An 11,581-nucleotide genomic window follows, 5' to 3' on the forward strand; every position below is an offset into this window, starting at 1 on the left:
CCCCCAAGCCGCCGCCTGATCTCCCCCAGCCTCGCGGCGCTTCTTGCCCGCTACAGCGTCTTCATCGCGCTGGTGGCCGTCACCCTGTTGAGCCTCGTCCTGTCCTTCACCGACCAGTCGGCATGGCTGATCGTGTTCTGCGTGCTGTTCCCGTTGGTGCTGGTGGGGGTGTTCGACATCACCCAGTCCGAGCACTCGCTGTTGCGCAACTATCCGGTGGTCGGCTCGGTGCGGTGGGTATTCGAGGCGCTGCGACCCTATCTGCGCCAGTATCTCATGGAAGACGACCTCTCCGAGCGCCCGTTCAACCGCGATGAGCGCTCCATCGTCTATGCGCGGGCCAAGAACCAGGAAGACCGCCAGCCCTTCGGCACCGAGCTGGACACCTATTCCGCCGAATATGAGTGGATGACCCATTCCCTCGCGCCGGAGCCGGTGGCGCACGAGCCGTTCCGCGTGAGCGTGGGCGGGCCGGCCTGCGCCAAGCCTTATTCCGCCTCGGTTCTCAACATCTCGGCCATGAGCTTCGGCTCGCTGGGGCGCAATGCCATCGAGGCGCTCAATCTCGGGGCCAGGACCGGCGGCTTCTATCACGACACCGGAGAGGGCGGCTTCTCGCCCTATCACCGCACCCATGGCGGCGACATCGTGTGGGAGCTGGGCTCGGGCTATTTCGGCGCCCGCAACCGCGATGGCACCTTCTCGCCCGAGCGCTTCGCCGAGCGCGCCGCCGACCCCCAGGTGAAGATGGTGGAGATCAAGCTCTCCCAGGGCGCCAAGCCCGGTCACGGCGGCGTGCTGCCCGCCGCCAAGGTGACGCCGGAGATCGCCGAGACCCGCGGCATCCCCATGGGCGAGGACTGCATTTCCCCCGCCCGCCACTCCGCCTTCTCCACCCCGGCGCAGATGATGGAGTTCGTTGCCCACCTGCGCGATCTGTCCGGCGGCAAGCCGGTGGGACTGAAGCTGTGCGTGGGTCATCCCAGCGAGGTGTTCGCCCTTGCCAAGGCCATGCTGAAGACCGGCATCCGGCCGGATTTCATCGTGGTGGACGGCGCCGAGGGCGGCACCGGCGCGGCCCCGCCCGAGCTCGCCGATCATCTCGGCATGCCGCTCCGGGAAGGGCTGATCCTGGTGCGCAACGCCCTGGTGGGCACCGGGCTGCGCCCGGAGGTGCGGCTCGCCGCCTCGGGCAAGGTCACCTCCGGCTTCTCCATGGCGGCGAACATGGCCATCGGCGCCGACTGGTGCAACGCGGCCCGCGCCTTCATGTTCTCCCTGGGCTGCGTCATGTCCATGCGCTGCCACACCGGCACCTGCCCCACCGGCGTCACCACCAACGATCCCCACCTCCAGCGCGGGCTGGTGGTGCCGGAGAAGGCGGAGCGGGTGGAGAGCTTCCACCGCCATACGGTGCATGCGCTGGCCGAGCTGGTGGCGGCGGCGGGCCTCTCCCATCCCGGCGAGCTGTTGCCGCACCATGTGTGGCACCGGGTGAGCCCCATCGAGGTGAAGCCGCTGGACCGGCTCTATCCCTTCCTTGCCGCCGGCGCGCTGCTGGAGACGCCGGACGAGACGGCCTACGGGGCCGACTGGCTGGCGGCGGACGCCGACAGCTTCGCCCCCCGCACCGCCGTGGGGCCGCGGCGCGCCGCCTGAGACCAACGGCGTCGTCTTGCGGGGGAGGGACGCGCTCCCCATATCGGCAGGGTCGGGGTGCCGTAAGGGCCCCGGCGGGCGCGGCCGGAGCGGTGCGCGCCCGGCAATGCAAAGTCGCTTGACGAGGGCTTTGACCGATGTCGCGGATGTCTTCGCTGTCGTCCCCGTTTCTCCTGGGGTTCGACGAGGTCGAGCGGGCGCTCGACCGCGTCGCCAAGAGTGCCGAGGGCTATCCTCCCTACAATGTGGAGAGGATCGAAGCCGCCAGCGAGCCGCTGCGCCTCAGGATCACCCTGGCGGTGGCGGGCTTTACGGCGGAACAGCTCGAAGTCGTCCTCGACGAGAAGGAACTGACCATCCGGGGCCGCCAGGTCGAGGATGGCCAGGGTCGTGTATTCCTGCACAGGGGGATCGCAGCCCGGCAGTTCCAGCGCACCTTCGTTCTGGCCGAGGGCATGAACGTGCTCGGAGCGGAACTGAAGAACGGGCTGCTCTCGGTGGATCTGGTTCGCCCGGAACCCGCTCGCCACGCCAAGCGCATCGACATCGTCTCCCGCCCGTGAGGGGAGCTGTGCCGCATTGCCCGGAGTGAGGAGTTTTGAGATGACACACGATACCGAAAACCAGATCACCCCGGCGGAAATCACCCCCGAAGCCCTAGCGGTCCTCGGCGGCGGCGAGATCGCCTATGTGCGCTCCATCCGCTCGGAGGACGTGCAGGCCCTGTTCCCGCAGGCGCCGCAGATCGCGCCGGGGATGAAGCTGTTCACCCTGCATGCGGCGGACGGCACCCCCATCATGCTCACGGACAGCCGCGAGGCGGCCCTCGCCAATGCCATGGAGCACCAGCTGGTGCCCGTCAGCGTGCATTGATCAGGCTTTCAGCCGAGCGTTGACGAGCAAGGCATCTGCCGCACGTCGCCGGTCCGCTTGGGATCGGGGGTGTGCGGCAGGTAGCTGATTCGCGCCCTTTGATGCCGGGCAGCGTGCCGTTCAGGCGGCGTTGGAGGCCGACGCCGCCGTGAGCAGGGTGTGGATCGAGCCGGCGTCACGGTTGGCGCGCAGCTTTTCCACCACGTCCGGATCGCGCAGCATGCGGGCGACCCGGGCGAGCGCCTTCAGGTGGTCGGCGCCGGCGGCTTCCGGCGCGAGCAGCAGGAAGATCAGGTCCACCGGGGCGCCATCCAGCGATTCGAAATCGATGGGCTTCTCCAGCCGGGCGAACATCCCGAACAGCTTCGTCAGCCCCGGCAGCTTGCCGTGGGGAATGGCGATGCCGTTGCCGACGCCCGTGGAGCCGAGGCGCTCGCGCTGGAGGAGGGTCTCGAAGATCTCCCGCTGGTCGCGGCCCATCAGGACCGACGCATGGTGCGACAATTCCTGGAGAGCCTGTTTCTTGCTGCTCGCCCGCAGCATGGGAAAAACTGCTTCCGGAGCGAGAAGGTCGGCGAGAGGCATGGATCGGATCCCTGCGGCGAGCGGCCGAGGCTCGAAATAAGCGGCGGACGCGAGAGCCGGATGCCGGGCAGGGAAGCAGGGTCCTGCTTCGCCGCCCGGCCCGATCCGGCTCTGTACAACACGCGGAGGGTCCCCCCTCCCGGAGGTCGTCGTCGCGGCCTCCATTAATGGGATCGCGCTCCGCGCTCAAGCCATGGTCCGCACGCGAACCGAAGGGCTTCCGGCCGGAGCCGTCCGGATGAATTCAACCCGAACGGTAAACCCGTCTTTCTTCAATAAGTTAGAAGGCGATCGCCGATCAGGTTGGTGCAACCTGATCGGATCGCGTTCTAGTGCAGATCTTCGGCCGCGGGATCAATCCAGCCCACGTGGCCGTCCGGGCGGCGATAAACCACGCTCAGCCGTCCATGCCCCGCATGGCGGAACACCACCACCGGCGCGCCGGTGATGTCCAGCTCCACCACGGCATCGGCGACGGACAGCGAGCGCAGGCGGCTCACCTGCTCGGCGACGACGGTGGGGCTCCAGCCTTCCAGTTCCTCGTCGCTCTCCCCTTCGGGCGCGGCGCTGAGGACGTAGCTCTGGGCGGCGAAGTCATTGGCACCACCGTTGCCGTGGCCGTGACGATCCTTGAGGCGCTGCTTGTAGCGCCGCAGGCGCTTCTCGATCTTCTCCACCGCGGAATCGGCGCAGGAGTTCGCGTCCTGGGCGCTGCCATGCGCTTGCAGGTTCACACCCGAATCGAGGTGGAGCAGGCATTCGGAGCGGTAGCCCGAGCCGTCCCTGGAGACGGTGACATGTCCCGACCATCCGCCATCAAAGTATTTGGCGAGGACTTCGGAGACCCGCTCGGTGAGACGCAGACGAAGGGCTTCGCCCACGTCGATATTCTTTCCGGACACGCGTAGGGCCATGCGATTTGATCCCCTATGGAGGGGCCGAGAACTCGACCCATCCTGCATTACAAACCGGCCGGCAGTACAAGTGGTAGGATTGCTTCGCCGGCATGTCAACGGAAGACGCATGCGAAGTGCCGGCCCCTCCCATCTCCCGTAATGCCGCGCGTGGTGGCGCCACCGGCAGTTGCGCCATGGCACCCGGTTCGGCCGGTTGCCCTGAGGCTAGGTCTGCCGGCGCGAGAGATGGGGCAGCATGCGCGAGAGCACCCCGTCGCGCTTGATGATGCCGTGCCACAGGCCGGCCGCGATGTGCAGGATCACCAGCGCCGTGATCAGATAGGCCAGCCGCTGGTGCCAGCCGCCGAAAAGGTCGGCGAGGGCGTCATCCTTGCTCACCAGATTCGGCAGGTTGAACAGGCCGAACACGCTCACCGTCGAGCCGAAGGCGTTGGAGGCGAGCCAGCCCAGCGGCGGCATCACGAGGAGCAGCGTGTACAGGATGTAGTGAATGATCTCCGCCGGCAGCCACAGCGCAAAGGGCAGGTTCGCGGGGCGGGGCGGGGGTGGATTGAGGATGCGCACCACCACCCGCAGCACCGCGAGGCACAGGATGGTAAAGCCGATGGACCGGTGGAGGTCGAAGAACCAGTCCTGCGCCGGCCCGGACGGCAGGTTCATCATGATGAAGCCGGCGGGGATCACGGACAAAACCAGCACCGCCATGATCCAGTGCAGCCATCTAGCCGGCCGCACGTAGGCGGCGGGTGCGGCGGCTGCGGACATCGCTGGATCGGATGTCGTCGGCTTCGGTGCCACGGGCTCGGTTGTCATGCGTTCGGTTGTCATGGGCTTGGCCCTCCCTCCCGGCTTGTTGCGGACGGTCGAGGTCGCCAACGTGGCCGGCGTCTCGGGCGAGATCGCAGGCGAACAGCACGTCTCCGTCCGGAAACACATGCGCCCGGGCGGCGGGCCGCAGGGCGTCCGCCAGAGTGTCGCACGCCTTGCGTGTCAGACCGATTCGGCCGGCCCCCAGGATGACCGGAGACACGAAAACGTGAAGGGCATCAAGGCATCCCGCTTCCAGGAAGGCCGAGAGCGTGTGCGCCCCGCCTTCCACCAGGATGCGCGTCAGGCCGCTGGCGGCGAGGGCGTCCAGCATGGCGGCCGGCTCAAAGGCGCCCGCGCCTTCGATGGCGATCACTTCCACCCCTTGGGCGACGGGCGCCGCGATCCCGGCCCGGCGCAGGACGATGCGGCGCGCGCCGTCCGCCGTGAAGCAGCGGGCGGCAGGATCGGCACGGCCGGAGGGATCGATGACCACCCGTGCCGGGCTCTGGCCCGCCACGCGGCGGACCGTGAGCAGCGGGTCGTCGGCGACGACGGTGCCGACCCCCACCACCACCGCGTCCACGCCGGCGCGCAGGGCATGCAGGTGGTCGAGGGCATGCGGGCCGTTGATGTACTTGGAATCACCGGAGGGCGTCGCGATGCGCCCGTCCAGCGACTGGCCGAGCTGGGCCACCACGAAGGGCCGTTCTCCCTTGTGAATGGAGTGATGTATCGCCACTTCAGGGACGGTGGTCGCCTGATGCGGAGACCGCCGCCGGGTCGTGTCATCCATCGGTTCTCGCCCGCCGTAGAGATGGAGCATGTGGAGCAGGAACGCCATACGCCCTCGTTTGTTACGCCCCTGCTGCGTTCGTGGATCTTTTTCCGGCGCGTTGCGGCGCCGCCTCTGCTTGTAAGGGGTCTTCATGACAACGGTGGTTGACGGTCTCGGCCTTGGCCGGGGCGCGGGAGAAATGGCGGTGGAGCGGGCGCTGGCGGAGCTGCGCGCCGGGCGCGGCGTGCGTCTTGCGGCGAACGGCGCGGCGGTGCTGGTCATCGGCGCCGAGGCCTTCGATGCGGGGGCCGCTGCCGCCCTTGCCGCCGCGGGGGCCGGGGAGGCCCGCCTCGTCCTGCCGGCGCCGCGCCTCCTGAAGCTGGGCGCCCCGCGCGCCCAGGCCGGTTCCGTTTCCCTTCCCTCGCTCGATGCCGCACGCGTTGCGGCCCTCGCCCTGCGCCCGGAGGCGCGGGTGGATGCGCCGGTGGCGCCGGCCAATGCCCTCGACCTCGCCGCTTTGGAGCTTCTGGGCCTCGCCCTGGTCCTGCCCGCCGCCGTGGTGTGCGTGGTGCCGGCGGCGGCGGTGGCCGGCCTCCTCATGGTGGATGCGGCGGACGTGATGGCCTATCGCGCCGCCCAGGTGACGCGGCTCGCCATTGTCGGTCGCGCGCCGGTGCCGCTGGAAGGGGCGCCGGAGACCGAGTTCGTGGTGTTCCGCGGCGGCGAGGGCCTGCGCGACCAGGTGGCCATCGTGGTGGGCCGTCCCGACCTGTCCGCGCCGGTGGCGGTGCGGCTGCATTCGGCCTGCCTCACCGGCGACCTGTTCGGCTCGCTGAAGTGCGATTGCGGCGACCAGTTGCGCGACAGCGTGCGCCGCATGGCGGACAACGACGGCGGCATCCTGCTCTATCTGGACCAGGAAGGACGCGGCAACGGCATCTCCAACAAGATGCGCGCCTACGCCCTGCAGGCCCAGGGCTACGATACCTATGACGCCGACGCGGCGCTGGGCTTCGACCTCGACCAGCGCCGCTTCGACTTCGCCGCCGAGATGCTGAGCCAGCTGGGGGTGAGCGCGGTGCGCGTCTTCACCAACAATCCGCAGAAGATCGCGGCGCTGAAGGCGGCCGGGCTCGACGTGGTCTCCGACCAGCGGGTGCTGGGCCGTCCCACTGCCGAAAACGTGCGCTACCTCGCCTCCAAGCGCGACCGCGCCGGCCATTACATCGATTTCGACGCCCTGGCCGCGCGCGCTCCGGACTGACGCTCCGGCACGCGAAAAAAGGTGACCCGACCGGTTGTCGGAGACATTCGAAACGATTTAAAACCGCACCAGTCACGCACGAGACGTGGGACGCGACGTGGGATGACACGTGGCAGAGGACTTGGGAGAAGCGGCCATGAGCAGGACGGGGAAGAAGATCGCCATCGTGACCGGAGCGGGGTCCGGCGTCGGGCGGGCGGTGGCGGTGGCGCTGGCCGGTGCGGGATATGGCGTGGCCTTGGCCGGCCGTCGCCTCGACGCGCTGGAAGAGACGGCGGCCGAAATCGGCGCCGACGCCCTGTGCGTGCCCACCGACGTGACCGATCCCGATTCGGTCCGCGCCCTGTTCACCGCCACGGTGGAGAAGTTCGGCCGGGTGGATGTGCTGTTCAACAATGCCGGCACCGGCGCCCCCGCCATTCCCATGGAGGACCTCACCTTCGCCCAGTGGAAGCAGGTGGTGGACACCAACCTCACCGGCCCGTTCCTGTGCACCCAGGAGGCGTTCCGGGTGATGAAGGCGCAGGAGCCGCGCGGCGGCCGCATCATCAACAACGGCTCCATCTCGGCCACCTCGCCGCGGCCCTATTCGGCGCCCTATACGGCGACCAAGCACGCCATCACCGGGCTCACCAAGTCCACCTCGCTGGACGGGCGCGTCTACGACATCGCCTGCGGGCAGATCGACATCGGCAATGCCGATACCCCAATGGCGCAGAAGATGAAGGCCGGCGTGCCGCAGGCGGACCTGTCCATCAAGGTGGAGCCGGTGATGGACGTGACCCATGTGGCGAGCGCGGTGGTCTACATGGCCAGCCTGCCGCTGGATGCCAACGTGCAGTTCATGACCATCATGGCCACCAAGATGCCGCTCATCGGCCGCGGCTGATTGTGCGTTTGCCGCGACCGGGCCGGTGCGCCTTGCCGGCCCGGTCGCGGCATTTTAGCGGATGAACTGGTCGACGAAGCCCGCGCCGAGGCCCGCGGACGTGTAGTGGGCGCGGCATTTGTCTATGCGGGTGAAGACATCGTCGAAGCCGGTCACAGCACCGTCCGGGTCCACATAGATCATGGTCCCGTTCACCTGGAACAGGGTGATCATCTCGTCCACGTGGGGGTCCACCACCAGCGTGTGGGTCTCTCCCGGCGCCTCGTAGACATAGCCGCCCTCGCTCGCCACCCAGTCGTGCTCCAGATAGCGCCAGGAACCCTTGATGACGTAGCCGTGCACCGGCTGCGGATGGCGGTGGCGCGAGAGCACGCCGGCCCGCCGCACCCGCAGCACGCTCATCCAGTAGCCGGATGAGGCGGAGAGCAGGAGTGGGCGGAACCACACATTCTCCTCGATGGGCACCCACAGCCGCTCGTCCTGCGGCACCGCCGCCGCCACCACCAGCTCGGGGACGGCCTCGGCGGGCTGGGGCTTGCGGTAGGGCTGCCACCGCTCGTCGACGGGGGCGGGAGCGTGCTGTTCAGCGGTGGTCATTCCCGGTCCTCCCGTGATCGCCCCCACGGTCTCTGCCATGGGGGCGCCGTTTTGAGTCCGAGCCGCGATCAGGCCGCCTTGCGCAGGCCCATGGCCTCCCGCGCCACCTCGGCAATGCCCGCCGCATCAAGGCGGTAATGGGCATAGAGGTGGGTGGGCGGCGCGATCAGGCTGTATTCGTCGTGGATGCCGTGGCGCACCAGGCGCACGCCGGCGCCCTCGTCCGTCAACACCTCGGCGATGGCGCTGCCCAGCCCGCCCAGCACATTGTGCTCCTCCACGCTCATGAGCACCTGCGAGCGCGCGGCGGCGGCGAGGATGGCGGCGCGGTCGAGGGGCTTGATGGTGGGCATGTCGATGACGCCCACGCTGTGGCCCTGCGCGTTCAGCGCCCGCGCCGCCTCCAGCGCCGGATGCACGGTCATGCCGCAGGCGAAGATGGTGATCTCGTCGCCCGCCAGGTGCTCGATGGCCTTGCCGAAGGTGAAGGGGGTGTCGAGGGCGTACACGTCCGGCTCGCGGCCCCGGCCGATGCGGAAATAGATGGGCTCGGGATAGTCCGCCGACGCCTTGATGGCGGCCGCGAGCTGCGGGCCGTCGGCGGGCGAGACCACGGTGAGGTCGGCGATGGCCCGCATGGTGGCGATGTCCTCCGTGGCGTGGTGGGAGGTGCCGTAGAAGCCGAGCGAGATGCCGGTGTGATGGCCGATGAGCCGCACCGGCTGGGCGCAATAGGCCACGTCCATGCGGATCTGCTCGCAGCACAACAGCCCGAGGAAGGAGGCGAACGTGGCCACATAAGGCTTGAGCCCGGTGGTGGCGAGGCCGGCGGCGGCGGTCACCATGTTCTGCTCGGAAATGCCGAACTGGATGTAGCGCTCCGGATAGCGCGCGGCGAACGTGTTGAGGCCGTTGGAATATTGCAGGTCCGCGGAGCCTGCCACCACCGGCTCGCCCGCCTCCACGAGGGAGATGAGGGCGTCGGAGAGGTGGCTGAGGCCCGGGGTCTTGGCGTTCAGCTCGCGGTACTGCCAGGAATTGGGCGAAAGGGGCCGGTTCATGAAAGGGATGTCCTCGGCTCAGATGGTGCGGTTCAGGATTTCCTCGACGGCGCGGGCGGCGTCCGAGGGGTCGAGATAGCCGAGGTGCCAGCCGGGCTCGGTCTCCATGTAGGAGACGCCCTTGCCCTTCAGGGTGCGGGCGATGATGCAGCAGGGCTTCTCGCGCGCCTCGTCGGCCTTCACCTGCCGCAGCAGGGTGGTGAGGGCGTCGAGGTCGTGGCCATCCACGGTGTGGACCTCCCAGCCGAAGGCCCGCCATTTCTCGTCCAGCGGCTCGATGCCCATCACGTCGTCCACCGCGCCGTCGAGCTGGAAGCCGTTGCGGTCGATGATGGCGACGAGGTTCGAGGCCTTGTGGTGAGCCGCCGAGATGGCCGCCTCCCACACCTGTCCTTCCTGCATCTCGCCGTCGCCGAGCATGACGAAGACGTCGAAGGCCCGGCTCTGCATCCGCCCGCCCAGGGCCATGCCGAGGCCGGCGGACAGGGCGTGGCCGATGGAGCCGGAGGAGAAGTCGATGCCCGGCACCTTGCGCATGTCCGGGTGGTCGCCCAGCGGATTGCCGAGGCGGGTGTAGTTGTCCAGCGTCTCGCGGTCGATGTAGCCGAACTCGGCGAGGATGGGGAACAGGCCCACGGCGGCGTGGCCCTTGCCCATCAGGAAGCGGTCGCGGTCGGGCCGGCGCGGCTCGCCGTGGGTGATGTCCATCACGTCGTAATAGAGCGCCGCGAAGATCTCGGCGGCGGAGAACACGGAGCTGTAGTGGCCGACCTTCGCCACCTCGATCAGCCGGATGGTCTCCAGCCGCACGAAGCGCGCCTTCTCCCGCAGCAGGGCGAGGGTCTCGGCGGTGGGGCGGAAGTTGGACGCGGGCCGCGCGTCGGGGGGCAGGGTCAGTTCGCGTGCGCTCATGAAGGCTCTCTGGCTGGGCATTCCTCGGGTCCGGCAGCCCATTGCCGGCCGGTGCCTGTGGGCGGACGAGCGAAAGCCGCGTCGGCTCCACCGTTTGATAAAATATGATATATCATCTATCGAGGCGCGCGCCTAGAGCCGGATACGCTCGAAGTGAAGGGCTTGGCGGGGGCGGGAAATGAAAAAGGCCCCGGCGGATGCCGGGGCCTGGAACCTTCGACCTTGAGGTCGCGACGTTGACGCCGCGACCTGAGCGTCAGTCGTTGCTGCGGTTGCCGAAGAGCTGGAGCAGCATCATGAACAGGTTGATGAAGTCCAGGTACAGGGTCAGGGCGCCCATGATGGCCTTCTTGCCCGCCACCGCCACGTCGTCGCCGACGAAATACATCTCCTTGATGCGCTGGGTGTCGTAGGCGGTGAGGCCCGCGAACACCAGCACGCCCACCACGGAGACGATGAACTGCAGCATCGTCGAGCCGAGGAAGATGTTCACCAGCGAGGCGATGATGATGCCGATCAGGCCCATCATCAGGAACGTGCCCATCCCGGACAGGTCCTTCTGCGTGGTGTAGCCGTAGAGGCTCAGCGCGCCGAAGGACGCCGCGGTGATGAAGAACACCCGCACGATGCTCTCGTGGGTGTACACGAGGAAGATCGTGGAGAGCGACACGCCCATGATGGCCGCGAAGACCCAGAACGTGGTCTGGGCCGCCGCGACGCTCATGCGCTCCACGCGGAAGCTCAGGAAGAACACCGCGGCCAGCGGCGCGAGCATCACCACCCACTTGAGCGGGCTCACGAACAGCGCGTAGCCGAACTGCGTCAGCATGATGCCGCCGCGCACCTGACCGGCCGCCTGGCTCGGATCGGTGGTCACCGACAGCAGGTAAATGCCGAGCGCCGCCGCACCCGTGATGGCGAGGCCCAGCGCCATATAGTTGTAGACGCTGAGCATATACGCGCGGAGGCCCTGGTCGATCGCGGCCTGCGAGCGTGCCACCGACGGGTTGAAACGCCCGGCGACGTTGCGATCATAATCGGACATCGTCGTTCCCCTTTGAGAAATCGAATGACGCGCCAGCCGGCCAAAACCAAGCCTGCGCATCCGGGGTGAATATGGTGGGTTCGCGAAACGGCGGCAAGACAAGCCCGGATGAAATTTACGCAAGGTCACTTAACGTCAGGTGGTGACCTGCCTTCGCACCTGCATATAATTGCAATGGGGCTGGGGCGCAGGGG

13 protein-coding genes are annotated in these 11,581 nt (G+C 68.1%); 5 read left to right on the forward strand and 8 right to left on the reverse strand.

The features are described 5' to 3' along the window. The first annotated feature begins 15 nt into the window (after positions 1 to 15). The 3 genes from K9U41_RS18945 (at position 16) to K9U41_RS18955 (ending at position 2,532) form a co-directional block, all read left to right on the forward strand. Complete coding sequence (locus K9U41_RS18945) at positions 16 to 1,659, forward strand: FMN-binding glutamate synthase family protein (RefSeq protein WP_432715829.1); 1,644 nt, start codon at positions 16 to 18, stop codon at positions 1,657 to 1,659. A 137-nt stretch (positions 1,660 to 1,796) separates the two neighbouring features. Further along, positions 1,797 to 2,222 carry an Hsp20 family protein gene (locus K9U41_RS18950; RefSeq protein WP_282642426.1) on the forward strand — a complete coding sequence of 142 codons (426 nt, stop codon included), beginning with the start codon at positions 1,797 to 1,799 and terminating at the stop codon, positions 2,220 to 2,222. Between the two features lie 40 nt (positions 2,223 to 2,262). After that, positions 2,263 to 2,532, forward strand: a complete 270-nt coding sequence (locus tag K9U41_RS18955) for a DUF1150 domain-containing protein (RefSeq protein ID WP_282642427.1) — start codon at positions 2,263 to 2,265, stop codon at positions 2,530 to 2,532. 120 nt (positions 2,533 to 2,652) lie between these two features. On the opposite strand, the gene ptsN is transcribed toward K9U41_RS18955, so the two are convergent. The 4 genes from ptsN to K9U41_RS18975 form a co-directional block, all read right to left on the reverse strand. Then, entirely contained in the window at positions 2,653 to 3,117 is a 465-nt protein-coding gene (ptsN, locus tag K9U41_RS18960) for a PTS IIA-like nitrogen regulatory protein PtsN (protein ID WP_282642428.1), read from the reverse strand. A gap of 329 nt (positions 3,118 to 3,446) precedes the next feature. Beyond that, positions 3,447 to 4,031, reverse strand: coding sequence for a ribosome hibernation-promoting factor, HPF/YfiA family (gene hpf, locus K9U41_RS18965; RefSeq protein WP_282642429.1), 585 nt, complete (start codon positions 4,029 to 4,031; stop codon positions 3,447 to 3,449). 207 nt (positions 4,032 to 4,238) lie between these two features. Further along, positions 4,239 to 4,799 (reverse strand): cytochrome b, encoded by a 561-nt coding sequence (locus K9U41_RS18970; RefSeq protein WP_282642430.1) that lies wholly within the window; start codon positions 4,797 to 4,799, stop codon positions 4,239 to 4,241. Continuing rightward, entirely contained in the window at positions 4,756 to 5,685 is a 930-nt protein-coding gene (locus K9U41_RS18975) for a RibD family protein (protein WP_282642431.1), read from the reverse strand. The genes K9U41_RS18970 and K9U41_RS18975 overlap by 44 nt, the downstream gene beginning before the upstream one ends. 85 nt (positions 5,686 to 5,770) lie before the next feature. Between K9U41_RS18975 and ribA the strand changes: the two genes are divergently transcribed. Continuing rightward, on the forward strand, positions 5,771 to 6,883 hold the full coding sequence (gene ribA, locus K9U41_RS18980) for a GTP cyclohydrolase II RibA (protein WP_282642432.1): 1,113 nt from the start codon (positions 5,771 to 5,773) through the stop codon (positions 6,881 to 6,883). Between the two features lie 136 nt (positions 6,884 to 7,019). Then, complete coding sequence (locus K9U41_RS18985) at positions 7,020 to 7,772, forward strand: SDR family oxidoreductase (RefSeq protein ID WP_282642433.1); 753 nt, start codon at positions 7,020 to 7,022, stop codon at positions 7,770 to 7,772. A gap of 54 nt (positions 7,773 to 7,826) precedes the next feature. On the opposite strand, the gene K9U41_RS18990 is transcribed toward K9U41_RS18985, so the two are convergent. From K9U41_RS18990 to K9U41_RS19005, 4 genes are all read right to left on the reverse strand, one after another. After that, positions 7,827 to 8,369: a 2,4'-dihydroxyacetophenone dioxygenase family protein gene (locus K9U41_RS18990; RefSeq protein WP_282642434.1), complete on the reverse strand. Its 543-nt coding sequence runs from the start codon at positions 8,367 to 8,369 to the stop codon at positions 7,827 to 7,829. A 68-nt stretch (positions 8,370 to 8,437) separates the two neighbouring features. Beyond that, on the reverse strand, positions 8,438 to 9,430 hold the full coding sequence (locus tag K9U41_RS18995; RefSeq protein ID WP_282642435.1) for a transketolase family protein: 993 nt from the start codon (positions 9,428 to 9,430) through the stop codon (positions 8,438 to 8,440). An 18-nt stretch (positions 9,431 to 9,448) separates the two neighbouring features. Next, positions 9,449 to 10,342 (reverse strand): transketolase, encoded by an 894-nt coding sequence (locus tag K9U41_RS19000; protein ID WP_282642436.1) that lies wholly within the window; start codon positions 10,340 to 10,342, stop codon positions 9,449 to 9,451. Positions 10,343 to 10,598: 256 nt separating this feature from the next. After that, positions 10,599 to 11,387, reverse strand: a complete 789-nt coding sequence (locus tag K9U41_RS19005) for a Bax inhibitor-1/YccA family protein (RefSeq protein WP_282642437.1) — start codon at positions 11,385 to 11,387, stop codon at positions 10,599 to 10,601. Positions 11,388 to 11,581 lie beyond the last annotated feature (194 nt).

The sequence above is a fragment of the Xanthobacter autotrophicus genome, from assembly GCF_029991245.1.
Lineage (GTDB): Bacteria > Pseudomonadota > Alphaproteobacteria > Rhizobiales > Xanthobacteraceae > Xanthobacter > Xanthobacter autotrophicus_C.

Coding starts and splice junctions, on each gene's coding strand:
- K9U41_RS18950 (WP_282642426.1), top strand. CDS start 1,797: ATGTCGCGGATGTCTTCGCTGTCGTCCCCGTTTCTCCTGGGGTTCGAC.
- K9U41_RS18955 (WP_282642427.1), top strand. CDS start 2,263: ATGACACACGATACCGAAAACCAGATCACCCCGGCGGAAATCACCCCC.
- ptsN (WP_282642428.1), bottom strand. CDS start 3,117: ATGCCTCTCGCCGACCTTCTCGCTCCGGAAGCAGTTTTTCCCATGCTG.
- hpf (WP_282642429.1), bottom strand. CDS start 4,031: ATGGCCCTACGCGTGTCCGGAAAGAATATCGACGTGGGCGAAGCCCTT.
- K9U41_RS18970 (WP_282642430.1), bottom strand. CDS start 4,799: ATGTCCGCAGCCGCCGCACCCGCCGCCTACGTGCGGCCGGCTAGATGG.
- K9U41_RS18975 (WP_282642431.1), bottom strand. CDS start 5,685: ATGGCGTTCCTGCTCCACATGCTCCATCTCTACGGCGGGCGAGAACCG.
- ribA (WP_282642432.1), top strand. CDS start 5,771: ATGACAACGGTGGTTGACGGTCTCGGCCTTGGCCGGGGCGCGGGAGAA.
- K9U41_RS18985 (WP_282642433.1), top strand. CDS start 7,020: ATGAGCAGGACGGGGAAGAAGATCGCCATCGTGACCGGAGCGGGGTCC.
- K9U41_RS18990 (WP_282642434.1), bottom strand. CDS start 8,369: ATGACCACCGCTGAACAGCACGCTCCCGCCCCCGTCGACGAGCGGTGG.
- K9U41_RS18995 (WP_282642435.1), bottom strand. CDS start 9,430: ATGAACCGGCCCCTTTCGCCCAATTCCTGGCAGTACCGCGAGCTGAAC.
- K9U41_RS19000 (WP_282642436.1), bottom strand. CDS start 10,342: ATGAGCGCACGCGAACTGACCCTGCCCCCCGACGCGCGGCCCGCGTCC.
- K9U41_RS19005 (WP_282642437.1), bottom strand. CDS start 11,387: ATGTCCGATTATGATCGCAACGTCGCCGGGCGTTTCAACCCGTCGGTG.